Origin of the sequence: Paenibacillus sp. FSL L8-0502 (assembly GCF_038593055.1) — a bacterium.
GTDB lineage: Bacteria > Bacillota > Bacilli > Paenibacillales > Paenibacillaceae > Paenibacillus > Paenibacillus polymyxa_D.
Map to the genome: position 1 here is coordinate 530,550 of NZ_CP151958.1, position 16,455 is coordinate 547,004.

A 16,455-nucleotide genomic window follows, 5' to 3' on the forward strand; every position below is an offset into this window, starting at 1 on the left:
TGAAAAGTGGAACGAACACGGAAAAGAAGGAGACCGTTTAATGATTATCATTAAAACCAAAGAACAAATTGAAAATATGAAAAAAGCTGGAGACATTTTGGCTGCTTGCCACCGGGAAATTGCCAAAATGATCAAGCCGGGCATTACGACACTGGAAATTGACGCCTTTGCGGAATCCTTTATGAAGAAGCATGGCGCAACACCGGAGCAAAAGGGCTATAACGGCTACCAGTTTGCAACTTGTGGCTCACCTAACGATGTGATTTGCCACGGCTTTCCGAATAAGACACCGTTGAAGGACGGGGACATCGTGACGATCGACATGGTTGTGAACCTGAATGGCTGGCTGGCAGATTCCGCTTGGTCGTATGCGGTGGGTAATGTGTCTGAGCAGGCGCAAAAGCTGCTGGATGTTACCAAGGAATCGCTGTATAAAGGGATTGAGCAAGCCGTTATCGGTAACCGGATCGGTGATATTTCCCATGCGATACAAACCTACGCGGAAGCGGAAGGCTTCTCGGTCGTACGCGAATTTATTGGGCACGGTATCGGAGAAGAGATGCATGAGCAACCGCAGGTTCCACATTACGGACCTCCACACCGTGGACCACGCTTAAAAGAGGGTATGGTCATTACAATTGAGCCGATGCTCAACACAGGCACATACCGCAGTAAAATTGATGCGGACGGCTGGACCGCACGCACGTTGGACGGCGGCTTGTCTGCGCAATACGAGCATACGCTGGCCATTACAGCAGAGGGTCCGATCATTTTGACCCAGCAATAATAAAAGCAGGCATCCACCGCAAGCATACAGACTACCGTGGTGAATGGTCTGGACATATTACAGAAAAGGGGCTGTCCAGAGGACAGTCCCTTTTGCTACGTGCATTCTATAAAGGTCCAGTACATGCGGGGAATAATGGTTTCATCTCCAAAAACCGATTTTGTCCAAAAGGCGAATATCGGTTTTTTCATTTCATGAGTGCCAGGCCACCATTTTAACGAAATGTACACCATGCCATCAGAGTGATCAGCTTAGTTCTGATAGACGCTAGGATACGCTAAGTGTGTGATTATGAATCTTCTACATAGTACAAAAATAACAATAATTTGAAAACAAATTCATAAGAATGAAATGAAAAAAATTCCTTTATTACACATTTAGTCCCTACCACATTTTGCATAAATTGTTCGTTCATTGTTATATGAATTATTTTTTTGCTCTAATAGAACTATTTCAACTTTTTTCCTTGATGTCGATGTAATTGAGGATCACAAAAACGTATTCCTTTAGGAAGATGGAGATCCACTCGCTAAAACGAAAAACATGTAGGTTGCGAGTCAGATTGTCCTAGGGGAATATCGGTCACATCTTAAGTCTTGCGATTACAAACAGCAAGATATAAACATCAGGAGGATAACCATTATGAATTCATTCAAGAAAACGAAGAGCTTGATCAGCGCCCTGACCGGGGCTGCATTATTATTCTCGCTACCAATGACGGCAGGCGCGGAGAGCAATATCAACTATACTGGCATGTTCCTGGGCTATGACGGAAGTGTAAACACCAGTCCTGTCTGGACCTACAACCCTGACATCGTCTCCTATGATCTGCTGAACTGGAACCAGGGGGGAACCGATGCAGCCTCCATTACCTCCAATAGCGCCTCCGCCATCCAAGCCTTGGGGAAAATCGTCACCGTTTCCACCCACATGCCCAATCCCCAGGGTGGAAATGTAAACGCCCCGATGTCTGATTCCGATTTCGAGATCTTGGCTAATACAGACATTTCATCCATCAATTCGTCCAGCCCCGCATGGCTGCAAAATTATAAGGCCCAGGTTGACAATGTAGTGACCGGCCTGCAAAAGTTTAACTCATCCCCCGTTTACTACAGACCCTTCCATGAAATGAACGGAGGCTGGTTCTGGTGGGGGGACAAGAACACGACGGACTATAAGAACCTGTACATCAATCTGTACAATTACATTGTGACGACCAATGGCATGTCCAACGTCAATTTTGTCTATGCTCCAAATAAAGGAGCCAACGCGGCTGCTTATTACCCCGGCTCCAGCTATGTCACCTGGATTGGCATCGACGCTTACAGCGACGATCCGTCCAATGACAATGAAATTAAGATGGCTTACAATGACATCAAAGGACTTGGAAAAACTTATGGCTTCTGCGAAATTGGACCAGCCGTGGGTGGCGACCATGTGGATCGCAACAATAATCAGCTCAAGGAATTCGATTATTCGCTTTGGAACAAGGCCCTGAATGAAATCTACACCGGAGCAAGCTTCTTTATCACCTGGGACGGCGCTTATGCTCCGCAGAACAACATAAACGGCAGCACGCTGTTTACAAAAGAAAGCTCCCAGTAAGTGCCTAGCGCCCGGCGTCCGGGCAAGGCGGAAATGTAGCCTCCGATAGACTAAAAAGACGAAAAGACCAAAAAGGCACGGCCTCCTGGCTGGGAGAACGTGTCCTTTTTTGGTCTATACAGCAATATGCTAGCAAGCATGTTAAAAAACCGTTGGTCAGATGCGGACTTCTGTCTCGTCCGGAACGAATTGACGATATTGAAAATACATACGGAGCCGCCAGTGTAACAAGGTGCCGAAGGCTAGGATGAAAAATAGCCCTGCTGTCTGCGGAATGGTAATGTAATGCTGAATAAATTCATGCAGCAGCAATCGGACGATCAGCAGGCTGAATAGGATAAAGAAGAAGGTACGTGAGCGTTGCACGAAAACCAGCCCTTCTTGCAACTCAAATTTGGTGCTGCGGATCAACGGGTAAGAAAAAATAAACCAGCCGACCAGAAAAGCGCCCAGCGCCCAAAGCCAGGGAACCCGTACTTCCGGTACCACGAACATCATAAAACCGGTGCTCATGCCGAGCGGAGGGATGATGATTTTTTTGGCATTAATCGGGCGATGACCTGTCTTCATACGGATGAAAATAGCCGATATAGCGATTAAGATCATACCGAAGGTTGCGCCATATTGCAGCAATGGGGTGCTAATATGAAACATGGACTGGCCCCCTCTATAAGGAATATAAGCGTTATTGGACAGACTGCAAACCTTTCACATTATACCACATATGCAATGGATATATTTAGTTACAGTCTCTCCCCCGGCAAGCGGATTATACGCCTCTTGGTGATAACACTGGCCCTATAATTGGGTCTCTTTCATACTTATGCGAGTTCTGTTGCTTGTACCTCTCCCTGAGCTGATTTTTTCTCCTTTCGCATGATATAACCCATGGCTACAATAATAAGGATAAAGGCGATCAGTGCGAGAAAAGGAATGGTGATGAAATCGAACCAGTTTAGGTAATCCTGTTCACAGGATACTCTGCCGCAGGAAGTTGAAGTTTGCGTAGCTGCTTTGGCGGCTGCATGGATGCGCTGAATGGTAAAATGATAGGCCGAAATCGCACCTCCAATGATAGCCAACGGCATGACATAACGGCGTATCCCCGAATCCCCTCGAAAATAGGCGATCCCGAGTAGAAGGGTCAGGGGATACATCAGAATGCGCTGAAACCAGCATAGCTTACAAGGCTCATACCCCAAAATCTCGCTGAGATACAGACTGCCCAAAGTTGCCACACAAGCTACAACCCAGGCGGCAAACAAAGCAATATCTGTTTTTTTAAACGATCCAATCATAGTAACGCTCCTTTTTTAATTCAAATGAGAACAAAATGAACTCATTATGTCTTGTCCCATCGGCAGGCATCTGCCGATATGTATGTCTTTATCCGTATTGTACTGTATTTTGAGTGCAGGGTCATACTTAAACATATTGACATGACTAACTATCATTTTTATAATTGCAGTAGTTTGGGAAGTTAATGAGGATTCAAGTTAGATATATATCATAAGAAATTAGGAGTGTGCCCAGAATGTCGAGTAGTCCAAAAAATGAAACCCTATCTACGATTAGTGAAAGACACGCGGTAAAGAGCTATGTTAAGGATTTTAAATTGCCAGAGGAAGATTTGGAGGCTATTTTGACTGCGGCGATAGAAGCTCCTTCCGCTTGGAACCTTCAACATTGGAAATTCCTTGTTATCGAAAGCGAAGCGGACAAGCAAAAATTGCTGCCTATCGCCTACAATCAGGGTCAAGTAGCGGAAAGTTCCGTTACGATTGCCGTATTGGGTGATTTGGAAGCGAACCGTAACACCGTCATTTATGATCAAGCGGTAGAAGCAGGCGCACTGCCAGCGGAAATCCGTGACGCATTGGTAGGTCAAATCAATGGCGCGTACCAAAACCCGCAAGTAGCTCGCGATGCAGCCATCCTGAACTCTGCTCTTGCAGCACAAAATATTATGTTGGCTGCTAAATCTCTGGGCTACGACACTTGCGCAATGGGCGGTTTCATTCCAGCACAGTTGATCGAGCAATTCAATATTCCAGCACGTTACCTGCCAACCCTGCTTATTAGTGTAGGTAAGGCACAAGTGCCAGCACGTCCATCAGGACGTTTTCCACTCTCTGAAGTTGTTGTAAAAGGCAGCTTCTAAGAAGATTTGTGAATATAAAAGGGTGTTCCAGCAACCGTTCGTGGTTGGGGAACACCCTTTTTTACGTCGTGTTAGACTATTAAAGTCCTGTTGTCAGCCCTTGTTTAGTCCGAGCGTTTGGATACGAGATATACCAGCTCCAGCGTCAGGATCGGTAGAAAGACAGAAGCTGGATAGGCCAGATAGCGCGGCTCCCATTGCGGCTTGAATTTATCCTTAAAGCGCCGCAGCCCCTGAAAACCGTAAAAATGACCCCCGTATTGGAAAACAAGTCGGGCCAGCTTTTCCTCGCGCAATGCCTTTTCACTTTGTCCTACCTGGGACAGCGGTGCCATTCCCAGATTAAATGTCGTATACCCACTCTCCTTGGCCCACTCAATGACCCGTGTGAATAAATAATCCATCGTGCCATTTGGCGTGTCAGACAAGTGGCGCATCAGGTCAATGGAGACCGTCCGTCCATGATCATAGGCAGGGGCCATCGTAGCGAAAGCGATGACCTTCCCTTCAGAGTCCTTTAGCAATGCAATCGGAGCCAACTGAAGATAGGGTTCTTTGAACCAGCCGAGTGAATATCCCTTCTCCTTGCGCCCATCCAGCCAAATATTCGAAACCTGACGAATCTCCTCAATCAGTGACGCCTCTAGAGGCGGTTGGATGATTTCGAACGAGTAGCCCTCGCGGTCAAAACGGTTTTTGGCGCTGCGTAGCGCTTGATTGCTTTTGCCCGTCAGTGTAAATGATTCCAGCGGCACCAGTGCTTCCTCGCCCAGTTTGAAAAAGCGATAGCCGTTCTCGTGATAGATGGACAAATACTCCGGCGAGGCCTGATAAAATACAGCCGTTAACGCATACCGATCTGCGAACCGCTGAAATTCCTGAATGGCTTCACTCACACGTTCTTTTGGACCGAGTGGGTCACCTAATACAATCAGTTTGTCCCGGCTACGAGCGTAGGGAATGACAACCTGTTCATTTTTGGTCCAATACAGATATTTATCGCCCAGAAAAAGCATATGAGAGACGAGATTACCACCCTGCCGTTCCAAAAATTCTTTTAGCTTATCCAGCTCCTGCTCGTCGGGTAGATTAGCGATGCTACGCTGAGGTCGAAGAAAGAAATATACCGTCAGGAATACCCATGCCAAAATCAGACTAAACACGGCGGTAACTCCGTAATCGCTGCGGTTCATAAAAAAGTCTAGATGGACCTTGGCATGCAAATGGCGCATAAAGGGAGTGTTGGAGCCTGCCCCAATGATAAAATAAGCCCCGGTTACGAGTAGAGATAATCCACCCCATATTAAAATGTTGTGCCGATTCAGCGGCGCACTGACCCGATAAAACCGCGAACGCGAAATCCATAGCATTAAAGCCACAAACAGTAGGAATAAAGCTTCTTCAAAATCCAGACCTTTAGTGAAGGTGAAAATAGCTCCTGTCAGAAGCAGTATCAATGTCAGTCGTAATGCTCTGCGAATACGCAGGGAGATTCCATGGGACAGGACGACAAGCATAATTCCGATGATGACCGAGATTTCATGCGACAAGCGCATGACGGGCAGGCTGAGCAAATGCTCAGCAAAACGAAGCCGATATAACAGACCGGGCGTAGCTGCCGACAAAAGAAGCACCACGCCGGATATGAGTACCAGCTTACCAAGCGCCCATACCCCTAGATCGGCCAAAAACCGGAATTGACCAGGCCAGCCCCATACCTTCTGCCAGGCATTAAGGGAGTAATCCCAACCTGTCTCAGCTAGCTGATTCAGGCGCTCGTTACGCGGAATCATTTCCAGCGCGGCTAATACCAAGCCGATGAGCCACGGGATGATGTAATAAAAGACGCGAAAGACCAGTAGGACAGCCAGTGCCCGATCTGAGTTGGCTCCCGCCATTTGCAGCCCGAGCAGGGCAATGATGTCGAATGCCCCGACCCCTCCGGGTGCAAGACTGATTAACCCGGCAATCGCGGCTATTACATAAATACCGAACACAGCATGCATCGGCAGTTCATGGAGCAAGTGCGAGCCGATCCATGCAAAGGTAAGGCCAGCCAGCAGCCATTCCAGCAGGGAAGCACTGATGGAAGCGGAGATGGTGGACCAGGAAAGCTGTCCTTCTCCCTTGTTGAACCATGTGGAGTACCGTTTGGAGCGCTGCATGATCAGGAATAGCGGTAGGTACAATGCCATTCCCCACAGCGCCCAATGAAGCCACGGGTGAGCATCCAGTACAGGCTGTACCGGATACAGATGAACAATGGCTCCCCAAGCCAGCAAAGATAGTCCGGTAATGACGACTGGCGAAAGAAACACGACCGCAGAGGTGATGACACCCAACGGCACACCGCTTTTCTTATACAGTACTGTGCGAAGTCCCGCTCCTGTAAAGCCTGCAAAACCAAAGACATTATTAAAGGTATTGGAGATCCAGGCGTAGCGAAATGTTGTTCCAGGCTTGACCTGAAGCTTGAAATGATGTCTGATTACGTAATCATATGCACTCATAGCCGCCACAGCAACCAGTGAGAACAAGCCAATCTCGATGAGAAAGGTGGCATCCATTCGCCGCAGCTCATGAAGCATACGCGCCAGATTAAAGTCTTTTAGTTCTCGTCCGGCCTCCCATATAATAAAAGCCAGTACAGCCAACGGTAGCAAAATACGTGTCAATCGCTGCCTGTAGATGGTCATTATGAACTGTACGATTTTAAAAGATTGAATCGGTTTGTGATTAGATTTCATAGATTCACCTGCTTGGAAAAGAATGAGATATACACGGAATGAGGTGCTTAGATTTCATACCCGATGAACATTACTATATATTATACCTGTAATAATCGCTTCAATAACAACAGAAGGGTTACGAAATGGGATTTCAGATTGATTGCTGTAAATAATTCCAATATAATGATGGAAAACCTAGTGAATTGCTTGGCAATGGAGCTGATTTGGATATGAGTATATGGGACCGTAATCTTTTTATACGTCGCCTGGAGCTGATATGGCCTCCAGATGCGGACAAGAGCCAATATCCGTTTAACTTAAAAGCCTTACACCAGTGGAACGAACTCAAATTTCATCCTTCCGTCACCTATATTATTGGAGAAAATGGCGTAGGTAAATCGACGCTTATGGAGGCAATCGCGGTCGCGTGGGGATTTAATCCAGAGGGAGGTACTAAAAATTTCAATTTTTCTACACAAGCCACGCATTCCTCACTGTATGAGCATATCCGGCTGGTGAGAGGGGTAGAAAAGCCAAGGGATGGCTTCTTTTTCCGGGCGGAGAGCTACTATAATGTGGCGACTCACATCGACGAGCTGGATCGAGAAGGAGGAGGGCGACCGATTCGAGATTCCTACGGGGGTAAATCGCTGCATGAGCAGTCGCATGGCGAGTCTTTTTTTGCTGCCTTTGTGCATCGGTTTGGAGGGCAAGGATTGTATATTTTGGATGAACCGGAAGCTGCATTATCGCCTTTGCGCCAGATGGCCATGCTTGCACGGATTCACGAGCTGGTGCAGCAGGGCTCACAGTTTATCATTTCTACTCATTCCCCTATTTTGATGGCTTATCCAGATTCCATCTTGTATCATCTGACACATGAAGGGATTGACACCCGGACGCTAGAGGAAACCGATCATTTTATCATTACGAAACAATTTCTGAATAACAGGGAAAAGATGATACAGGAGCTATTCGAAGATCCACAATAAAGTTCGTAGGACCGCCAGACCGTTCCAGAAATTCATCCTGGTCGTTCGTTATGAGAGGGACAACATCGCCATTTCAAGTTGTTCCTTTTTGCTGTTCTGCCCAAAGGAAAGATTCAGGGTTATCGGAAGTATTTTATGATTGTTATTTGTCCTTCTCTCTATTAATATAATGAAGAGTTTTGCTGGAATGGTTGCAAAATAAGATTTTCGTATACGAAATAAAGAACCTGAGGAGGACAAAACGCTACATGTCAGATTCACAACAGTTGAAAATGGGGCCGCTGGTCATTTTGATGATTAATATGTTTATTGCCATGCTGGGGATTGGCCTCATTATTCCGATCCTTCCCAAGTTTATGAGCTCCTTGGGAGGCAGTGGTGAAACGGGTGGTTATTTGGTTGCCGTGTTTGGCTTAACCCAATTCCTGTTTTCGCCGTTAGCGGGAGAATGGTCCGATAAATACGGACGTAAAAAAATGATTATTATCGGTTTGGTAATCATGACGGCGTCTTCTGTATTGTTTGCGATTGGGGAATCGTTAACCATACTATATATCTCCCGTTTGCTGGGAGGTGCAGGAGCAGCTTTTATGATTCCTCCGATGATGGCCTATATTGCTGATATTACAACGGTCCACAATCGCGGTAGAGGAATGGGGTTGTTGGGTGCTGCCATGTCTCTTGGCTTTGTGATCGGTCCTGGTGTGGGCGGCTTGCTGGCAGATATCTCGATTCGTACGCCCTTATATGTTTCGGCGGCCGTATCGGGCGTAGCTGCACTGATTTCCTTGATTATGCTGCCCGAAACCTTGTCGCTGGAGAAACAGTTGAAGTTTCGGAATGTCAAGGCCAAACGGGATAATGTGATTAAACAGTTTGCCCTTTCTTTCCGCAAGCCTTACTTTATGCTGCTGATTATGATATTCACGCTAACCTTTGGATTGACGCATTTTGAAACGATGTTTCCTTTCTTCGTGACGGGCAAGTTTCATTACAATGAGCGTGATATTGCTATCATTATTACCGTAGGAGCACTGGTCGGAACCGTGATTCAAGCTGTGGTCATTAGCCCGATGTTGAATCGTTTTGGCGAAAAAGGTGTCATTATCGGCTCCTTTCTGTTTTCAGCGATTTCCCTTGTGCTTATGCTGCTCTCCGGCAACTTTTATTATGTACTCGGGGTATCGCTCATCTTCTTTACCGCTACGTCGTTGCTGCGGCCAGCCATTAATACTGCTTTATCCAAAATGGCGGGGGATGAGCAGGGAGTTGCAGCCGGCATGAACAATGCTTATATGAGTATTGGTAATATTCTGGGGCCTGCACTTGCGGGTAAATTGTTCGATGTGCATATCAATTTGCCATATATTTTTGGGGCAGTCATTCTCATCCTTAGTTTGGGGCTGGCTGTAAAATGGAATAGCAGAGATACGCAAACCACAGCGGTTTAATGTTGTTCTTGTCGTAAATTTAGTCTCTTTTGGTGTGAACTGTGACGTTCTTATGAACCACAGATGGCGCCGAAGGAGGCTATTTTTTTGCATACATTGCGAAACGTTAATGAAACGACAGAATCTTGGGTAATAATGCATGATGGTTTTACAACAAGACAAATAGTAGAGCTAAAAGCCAGATAAAAAAAGCTAGAAGGAGCTGAGAGCCGATGGAAGAGCGGAATGAGCAGTTATTTTATACAGGGACTTATGCGTCTCGTCAGGAAAGAGGAATATATGTATGTGCTTTGAATGTGACCCATGGTGATCTGCGCATGGTTGGAGGTGTGGAAGGGATGGAGAGGCCTTCTTTTCTCGCGCTACACCCGGATGGGACAAAGCTGTATGCTGCCAGTGAAACAGAAGGAGGCGAGCTGTATGCGTATCAGGTGAATACCCAGACGGGGGAATTACATCCTTTGGATCGCAAAGGGACAGAGGGAGCACATACTTGCTATGTTTCCGTAACAACCGATGGACGATATGTGCTGGCTTCCAACTATTCAGGCGGCAATGCCGTTGTGTTCCCTGTGACGGAAGCTGGAGGATTAGGAGACATGTCGGGGCAAGTTCAGCATACCGGCTCAGGTATTCGCCAGGACCGTCAGGATGCGGCACATCCGCATTCGATTATTCCAGATCCTTCAGGACAGTATGCCCTGATATGTGATCTGGGGCTGGATCAGATTGTGGTATACCGTTTGACAGAGGATGGAAAACTGGTGACCCATCGTGAGATAGATTTGCCACCTGGTTCTGGACCGCGTCATCTGGTTTTTCATCCTTCGCGTCCATATGCTTTTGTCGCCAATGAGTTGAACAATACCGTCGCTGTGTTTAGTTATAACGAACGTAATGGTGAGCTTACATTGCTGCAAAGCCTGTCCACACTGCCAGAAGGCTTTATAAATGTAGATAATACAGCAGCCGATATTCGGATTACGCCCTGTGGACGCTTTTTGTATGTGTCAAACCGCGGCCATGACAGCATCGTGCTATACCATGTCGATCTGGACAGCGGCAAGCTGAAGACGGTTGAATGGGTGGAAACCTTCGGCAGCACACCGCGTAACTTCAACATCCTGTCCGGTTATCTGGTAGTGGCGAATCAGGATGGAAACAACCTCGTATCCTTTGCCATCCATAGTGAGGATGGAAGGCTGACCCGAACGGGATATGTGCTGGAGGTTCCTTCACCTGTGTGTATTGAACCTGTACGCTAATCGGATAGCACGTGGCAAAAGAGTACGATATAAGTGAATGAAAAATAAAACACGGCGCTTTGTTTCCCATGAAAGGCATGGGCAAAACGCCGTGTTCAGGTCTTGAAGTGGACTAAAACTATTTGCTGCTATCGCCAGCTTCTACCGTTACTGTTTTGGTATGATTTTCTGCATGTTTGTAGTACAAACGGAACAAGATGTCCTGATTGTAGTTACCGAATCCGGTGCCGAACAGAGTAACCCCTCCCACATGCTGGGCATCATCCAATATGGCAATACGGAATTTCCATTGTTTCTGATCAATCAGCACTTGGCTTAAAGTCACGTCAGAAATTTGCTTCCCATCCATAAAGGTACCCTCGGAGGTAACGCGAAGTCTTTTGAGGAGACCATATTGATTGATAAAATCAGGCCACCATGCAGGTGTGTATTTACCACGGTTATCCCCGAAATCCCCTGGGCTGGTCCATGTACCCAAATTCACATCATTTAGGAAAAAAGTGATATCTGAAGGCCAATTATCATTGGTAAAAGGGGCCTCGGATGATAGTTCCATCGAAATTTCCAGTTCCTCAGCTTTTTGGCTGGACAGTAGGAAATTCGGCACCTTATAATCCATATATCCTTGGCTGAACCATAGAATTTTGGAATTGAAGCGCTCAGGGTCCAAGAACGAACGAGGCTCATCGAATTCACCAATGATCTTTTCGACGGTAGCCAGTCCGCAGGTCGCCTGTATTTCAAAATCTGTAAAGTGTCCGACGGAAATCTCTGTCTGATGGAATTGCCGTACATCCTGCTGATAGCGTGGCATGGCGATTTCAATTTTGTCTGTTGCCAGTGAGCACACTTTCTGCACCCCGCCTCGTCCGGGCAGCATTTTGGTCGAAATAATGGACGCTCTCTCCAGTTTCTTGACATGCATCGTCATAATCGCACTGCTGAGCCCCAACGCTTCCGCCAGCTCACGTATATTCATAGGCTTCTCCGCAAGCAGAACAATCATGTTTAGCCGAACCTCACTGGCCAGCGCCTCATAAACGGGAAGTGATTTTTCAGAAATGTCCAGTTGCATAGTTCCTCCAATTCTAACGCACATCATAAATTGATGGTAGTTTAACATATATGGATTTTTTTCAATAATAATACATAAAAAACGATATGATTTACATTTATATAAACAATATACCCTTTCCTTGATCATTGGCACAAGCCTAACCCCACAAAAATCCAAAAATTGTTCAAAAAACAGGACACCCCATAAACTCTTTCTTTGTTGTTGGGATGTCCTGTGATGGTATGTGATTTGCAGGCAGGATACGGGTAGAGGCATGTGCCATTGGTGTTTAGGATCGGATATGTTCTTCTGCCAAAGAAGAGTCAGCCGTTTTATCTGTATCTGCTGCGCGTAAATCCTGATGTTGAGAAGCATCTGCCTTGATCAAGCCGGGATGACCAACATAAGGACGATCACTGCGCGAGCGACCTCGGGTAAGTCGGAAGCCGATCAAGAACAGCACAAGCTGAACAGCCAGTATGTAGGGAGATGCTTCCGGTCCGATCCATTGAAACAGGGCGACAGCGGCGATTACCAAGCACAACAGGCTTGTTGGAAAATGGGATGCCGTCACGTCCAGATCATTTTGTCTGCGCAGGGTCATCAGCCGATATACATACAGTAGGGCGATCAAGCCTGAAACGAACCTCATCCATGCACACCCTATGAGCCATGAGGCAGATTGTGCAGTGTCGGGCAGACTAACATCAACATGGCTGGAGGCTGTCAGTTCCACAACCAGCCTTGTGACCAACCAGACGATTCCTGCCAGTGCCAGCGGACCAGCTGCTGGACGCAATAGCTTCCACAATGCTGTTCCCCAGCCCGGAGCATGAGATTCCAGCAGAACAAGACGCCGTTCCTCAATAAGTTTGTTCATTTCACGCTCCAGTGATTTGAGAAGCAATTCTCTGCGGAACGCATCACACTCCCGAAGGGATGCTTGGACCTGCTCTTGAAGGTGAGGGGTCAAATAGGGAGCAGCTTTGGCTTCCTGGAGAGCGTGGATGAGTCCGTTCTGGTACTGCTTTTCGCTGTTATTGAACCCGTTCTGGGTAGTGGTTTGGAGGCAACCAGCTAATCGTCCATAGATACGCAGCGATTCCTGTAATTCTTCCAGCCGCTGCTGACGCGAATTTCGAAGCTGGGCTGCACTGTGAACATACAGCCATACCAGCAAAGACAACGCCAGCAGGAAGGCGATCAGACCGGGTGAGATATATGCGACTAACGCCGCGAAGTCCGTCGGGGACACCCGCAATCCCTCCTTCCATTGTTCTTTCTACACTATTGCACAGACTACACAGGCATTTCAAGGGCTTGTATACCTTTGACCAGGATATATGAAGTATTTTTTGGTAAAATAGACAAGATTACAAGCAGGAAGAGGAGATTCGGCATGAATAAAAATATAGAAAATGCAACAGAACATCATGAGACATCAAATCGATATCCTGCACGGGTTTAAGCTGGAGATAAAACGGATAAATAACAGTAAGTAAATTATAGACAGGAAGAAGGCAGTGAATATGAAGGTTATTATTTTCGGGGCAACAGGAACAATCGGCAAAGCGTTAGTAAAGGAAGCTATCAAGCGTAAGTATCAGGTGACGGCGGCGGTGCGCGATCCGCAACGTATGACAGAGCAAAGTGAATATTTGACAGTGGTTCAAGCGGATATTCTGAATCCAAATTCTGTTACGGATGTGGCCAAAGGGCACGATGCTATCATTAGCGCATACGGTCCCAAGTTTGGAGAAGAGGAAGAACTGCTCGAAGCGACTCGTTCTTTGCTGGAAGGAACTCGGCGTTCCGGCGCGGAGCGCATCCTTGTCGTTGGCGGAGCGGGAAGTCTGAAAACAGAAAACGGTGAACGCCTCATGGATACCGCCGAGTTTCCGGAGGAAGTGAAGCCGTTGGCGGCTGCCCATGCAGATGCACTGGAGCTGTACCGCGCTGCGGATGTAGACTGGACCTATTGTAGTCCTGCCGGAATGATTGAAGCAGGAAAACGTACAGGACAGTTCCGTATTGGTTTGGATCATTTGGTGGTTGATGAATTAGGCCATAGCCGTATCTCGGTCGAAGATTATGCGGTAGCCCTGATTGATGAATTAGTAGAAGGGGAATTTGTCAATTCCCGTTTTACAGTTGGATATTAATAAGCAGGGATAGCCATACGGGAGGTGAAAGGCATGTATATGGTGACCGCCGAAGAAATGCGAGAATTGGATCGCTATACAATTGACAAGCTGGGTATTCCGGCCCTTACCTTGATGGAAAATGCCGGGCGCGCGGTAGCTGACGAGGTATTGAAGCTTTCACACACTGGGCCGGGGGATATACCGGGACATGGCGGTGTTATACGGACAGAGACGTGGAGTCAAGGACGACATGACTTACGGGAACGAGAACACTGGTATATCCTCGTAGGCAAAGGCAACAACGGTGGTGACGGACTGGTGGCGGCCCGCCATTTAACCGATGCAGGTCTACGCGTCACCGTTGTGTACGTCGAGCCGCCAGACACGCTGCGCGGTGAGGCGGCTGCGCAGCGCGATATCATCGCGGCTCTGGGTATCCCGGTGATCCTCTATGGCCGGGATACCCTCGACCTGCGCGGCGCCTCCGGCATCGTCGATGCCCTGCTGGGCACGGGCACGCAAGGCCCGCCGCACGAACCCTACGCCTCGCTGATCCGCGAGGCCAATGCCAGCGGCGTGCCGCTGGTGTCGGTAGACGTGCCTAGCGGCCTTGACGCCGACACAGGTGCACTGCACGAGCCGTGCATTCGTGCGCGCGTCACCGTATGCCTCGCCTACTTGAAGCGTGGGCTCGTCCAATATCCAGGCGCCGGGACCGCAGGCGATGTGGTGGTACGCTACATCGGTATTCCACCCGGCCTTGCCCGTGAGTGCGGCGTGCAGCTGCAGCTCTTGACCCGTGACACGCTGCGCGCTGCGCTGGACGTGGATGTAAGCCGCAGCCGCGTGCCGGATGGACACAAGGGCACCTACGGCCACGTTCTGGTCGCGGCTGGAAGCCTGCGCATGAGCGGCGCGGGCTTGCTGGCCGCACGTGCCGCCCTGCGCATCGGCAGCGGCCTTGTCACGTGGGCGGTGCCCGAAGCGCTGCTGCCGCGCGTCATTGGCGCCGCGCCGGAACTAATGCTCGCTGCCGCAGTAGCAGGCGGAGACGGCGAATGGAACGCCGACTCCGCAGACGAGCTGCTACAGCTCGCGCAGGCACGTGATGTGCTGGCCGTCGGCCCCGGCCTCGGCCGCTTTGCAGGGGACACCGGCTGGCTGCGCCGCCTGTGGGAGGAATACGGCGGTCCGCTTGTGCTTGATGCGGACGCCTTGAACATCCTCGCCTCGGCGGGGCCTGAGCTGGAGGCTTGGAAGCCGAGAAGTGCGGCGGTCGTACTGACGCCGCACCCCGGTGAAATGGCTCGTCTGCTGGGCATACCGACAGCAGAGGTGCAGCGTGACCGTATCACCCATGCCCGGGAGTACGCCCGAACACGTGGGGTCACGCTGGTGCTCAAAGGAGCGCGCACGGTCATCGCTTGTCCCGATGGAACGGCCTACGTTAATACCACAGGCCATGCTGGGATGGCGACAGGCGGTGCGGGCGATGTGCTAACAGGCATCATCGCAGGTTTGCTGGCTCAGGGCCTGAGTGCTTCGCAGGCAGCAGCTTTTGGCGTGTATTTGCATGGTGCGGCTGGAGAAACAGCCGCACGTCATCGCCAGCATCCTGCCTCTGTGATCGCTGGCGACATTATTGAAGCCCTATAGGCCATAGCAGCAGTGGCAGGAGGAAGGCCAGCATGATCTGTAATCCATATTCACGGTTCAGCCAGTGCCTTCCTCCATAATACAGCAGTGTAATCCCTGCACCTGCTATGCCGTTGCTCCATGAAATGCCCGTTCCGGCAGGCGACATCAAAGAACCTAGCAGGAGAAAGACACTGAATCCTGCAGCGAGGTATAGGGTGAGCTGCTCGGGCTTGTGAAGCCAGGGTAAAAGATCGCATAGCGCATCAGCGGCAAGAGCGGCAGGAAGGGCAAAACCATAGGCCCACAGCTGCGCGGTCAGTTCACCACTATTGCCTGCTATAGTCAGAGGAACCCCTATTACTTCCTTTGTCAGATAGCAGTAAACCCATAAGAGACCAAAAACCAATCCTCCACAGGCCAGTTTATTCAGCGCATAACAACCAAGCTCCATCCGCCAAGGCATTTTGGAATTAAATTCATTCCAAGGCTGTCTCATGTTGCGACTCCTCCTCTGATCACACTCGGTATTCACAACCAATCAAGGAATTTATTTTCAATTACAATCCGCTTACCGTTTACGACATTTCAGTTTACGTTAGCTGTGTATCATGTTCCTAAGCAAAATA

14 protein-coding genes are annotated in these 16,455 nt (G+C 48.6%); 8 read left to right on the forward strand and 6 right to left on the reverse strand.

From position 1 onward, the window contains the following. Window positions 1–40 precede the first annotated feature (40 nt). Together map and NSQ57_RS02360 are read left to right on the forward strand one after the other, a co-directional pair. Window positions 41–787 carry a type I methionyl aminopeptidase gene (gene map, locus NSQ57_RS02355; RefSeq protein ID WP_013308498.1) on the forward strand — a complete coding sequence of 249 codons (747 nt, stop codon included), beginning with the start codon at window positions 41–43 and terminating at the stop codon, window positions 785–787. A gap of 642 nt (window positions 788–1,429) precedes the next feature. Further along, the gene (locus tag NSQ57_RS02360) at window positions 1,430–2,392 is read left to right on the forward strand and encodes a glycosyl hydrolase (RefSeq protein WP_342425581.1); all 963 of its coding nucleotides are present in this window, start codon (window positions 1,430–1,432) and stop codon (window positions 2,390–2,392) included. Window positions 2,393–2,548: 156 nt separating this feature from the next. Here the strand turns inward: NSQ57_RS02360 and NSQ57_RS02365 are convergent, their stop codons facing one another. Both NSQ57_RS02365 and NSQ57_RS02370 read right to left on the reverse strand, forming a co-directional pair. Next, window positions 2,549–3,046 carry a cytochrome c biogenesis protein CcdC gene (locus NSQ57_RS02365; RefSeq protein ID WP_029514725.1) on the reverse strand — a complete coding sequence of 166 codons (498 nt, stop codon included), beginning with the start codon at window positions 3,044–3,046 and terminating at the stop codon, window positions 2,549–2,551. Window positions 3,047–3,213: 167 nt separating this feature from the next. Continuing rightward, the gene (locus tag NSQ57_RS02370) at window positions 3,214–3,690 is read right to left on the reverse strand and encodes a disulfide oxidoreductase (protein ID WP_039270297.1); all 477 of its coding nucleotides are present in this window, start codon (window positions 3,688–3,690) and stop codon (window positions 3,214–3,216) included. 236 nt (window positions 3,691–3,926) lie between these two features. Here NSQ57_RS02370 and NSQ57_RS02375 point away from each other — a divergent pair, with 236 nt between their 5' ends. Then, on the forward strand, window positions 3,927–4,553 hold the full coding sequence (locus NSQ57_RS02375; RefSeq protein WP_069010781.1) for a nitroreductase family protein: 627 nt from the start codon (window positions 3,927–3,929) through the stop codon (window positions 4,551–4,553). A gap of 104 nt (window positions 4,554–4,657) precedes the next feature. On the opposite strand, the gene mprF is transcribed toward NSQ57_RS02375, so the two are convergent. Continuing rightward, on the reverse strand, window positions 4,658–7,300 hold the full coding sequence (gene mprF / locus NSQ57_RS02380) for a bifunctional lysylphosphatidylglycerol flippase/synthetase MprF (RefSeq protein WP_029514728.1): 2,643 nt from the start codon (window positions 7,298–7,300) through the stop codon (window positions 4,658–4,660). A 212-nt stretch (window positions 7,301–7,512) separates the two neighbouring features. Between mprF and NSQ57_RS02385 the strand changes: the two genes are divergently transcribed. The 3 genes from NSQ57_RS02385 (at window position 7,513) to NSQ57_RS02395 (ending at window position 10,990) form a co-directional block, all read left to right on the forward strand. Then, window positions 7,513–8,274, forward strand: coding sequence for an AAA family ATPase (locus NSQ57_RS02385; protein ID WP_029514729.1), 762 nt, complete (start codon window positions 7,513–7,515; stop codon window positions 8,272–8,274). 248 nt (window positions 8,275–8,522) lie between these two features. After that, window positions 8,523–9,725: a tetracycline resistance MFS efflux pump gene (locus tag NSQ57_RS02390; protein ID WP_029514730.1), complete on the forward strand. Its 1,203-nt coding sequence runs from the start codon at window positions 8,523–8,525 to the stop codon at window positions 9,723–9,725. A gap of 212 nt (window positions 9,726–9,937) precedes the next feature. Next, on the forward strand, window positions 9,938–10,990 hold the full coding sequence (locus NSQ57_RS02395) for a lactonase family protein (RefSeq protein ID WP_165148005.1): 1,053 nt from the start codon (window positions 9,938–9,940) through the stop codon (window positions 10,988–10,990). A 118-nt stretch (window positions 10,991–11,108) separates the two neighbouring features. Here the strand turns inward: NSQ57_RS02395 and NSQ57_RS02400 are convergent, their stop codons facing one another. Then, window positions 11,109–12,065, reverse strand: coding sequence for an ArsR family transcriptional regulator (locus NSQ57_RS02400; RefSeq protein WP_039270301.1), 957 nt, complete (start codon window positions 12,063–12,065; stop codon window positions 11,109–11,111). Between the two features lie 271 nt (window positions 12,066–12,336). Then, window positions 12,337–13,302, reverse strand: a complete 966-nt coding sequence (locus NSQ57_RS02405; RefSeq protein ID WP_165148008.1) for a FliJ family protein — start codon at window positions 13,300–13,302, stop codon at window positions 12,337–12,339. A 274-nt stretch (window positions 13,303–13,576) separates the two neighbouring features. Here NSQ57_RS02405 and NSQ57_RS02410 point away from each other — a divergent pair, with 274 nt between their 5' ends. Beyond that, window positions 13,577–14,209, forward strand: a complete 633-nt coding sequence (locus NSQ57_RS02410) for an NAD(P)-dependent oxidoreductase (protein WP_342425582.1) — start codon at window positions 13,577–13,579, stop codon at window positions 14,207–14,209. A 33-nt stretch (window positions 14,210–14,242) separates the two neighbouring features. Then, window positions 14,243–15,847 (forward strand): NAD(P)H-hydrate dehydratase, encoded by a 1,605-nt coding sequence (locus tag NSQ57_RS02415; protein WP_342425583.1) that lies wholly within the window; start codon window positions 14,243–14,245, stop codon window positions 15,845–15,847. On the opposite strand, the gene NSQ57_RS02420 is transcribed toward NSQ57_RS02415, so the two are convergent. Beyond that, the gene (locus tag NSQ57_RS02420) at window positions 15,831–16,325 is read right to left on the reverse strand and encodes a hypothetical protein (RefSeq protein WP_340931245.1); all 495 of its coding nucleotides are present in this window, start codon (window positions 16,323–16,325) and stop codon (window positions 15,831–15,833) included. The two genes, NSQ57_RS02415 and NSQ57_RS02420, sit on opposite strands and share 17 nt — an antisense overlap. Window positions 16,326–16,455 lie beyond the last annotated feature (130 nt).

Coding starts and splice junctions, on each gene's coding strand:
- NSQ57_RS02420 (WP_340931245.1), bottom strand. CDS start 16,325: ATGAGACAGCCTTGGAATGAATTTAATTCCAAAATGCCTTGGCGGATG.
- NSQ57_RS02365 (WP_029514725.1), bottom strand. CDS start 3,046: ATGTTTCATATTAGCACCCCATTGCTGCAATATGGCGCAACCTTCGGT.
- NSQ57_RS02400 (WP_039270301.1), bottom strand. CDS start 12,065: ATGCAACTGGACATTTCTGAAAAATCACTTCCCGTTTATGAGGCGCTG.
- NSQ57_RS02410 (WP_342425582.1), top strand. CDS start 13,577: ATGAAGGTTATTATTTTCGGGGCAACAGGAACAATCGGCAAAGCGTTA.
- NSQ57_RS02390 (WP_029514730.1), top strand. CDS start 8,523: ATGTCAGATTCACAACAGTTGAAAATGGGGCCGCTGGTCATTTTGATG.
- NSQ57_RS02370 (WP_039270297.1), bottom strand. CDS start 3,690: ATGATTGGATCGTTTAAAAAAACAGATATTGCTTTGTTTGCCGCCTGG.
- NSQ57_RS02395 (WP_165148005.1), top strand. CDS start 9,938: ATGGAAGAGCGGAATGAGCAGTTATTTTATACAGGGACTTATGCGTCT.
- map (WP_013308498.1), top strand. CDS start 41: ATGATTATCATTAAAACCAAAGAACAAATTGAAAATATGAAAAAAGCT.
- NSQ57_RS02360 (WP_342425581.1), top strand. CDS start 1,430: ATGAATTCATTCAAGAAAACGAAGAGCTTGATCAGCGCCCTGACCGGG.
- mprF (WP_029514728.1), bottom strand. CDS start 7,300: ATGAAATCTAATCACAAACCGATTCAATCTTTTAAAATCGTACAGTTC.
- NSQ57_RS02375 (WP_069010781.1), top strand. CDS start 3,927: ATGTCGAGTAGTCCAAAAAATGAAACCCTATCTACGATTAGTGAAAGA.
- NSQ57_RS02415 (WP_342425583.1), top strand. CDS start 14,243: ATGTATATGGTGACCGCCGAAGAAATGCGAGAATTGGATCGCTATACA.
- NSQ57_RS02385 (WP_029514729.1), top strand. CDS start 7,513: ATGAGTATATGGGACCGTAATCTTTTTATACGTCGCCTGGAGCTGATA.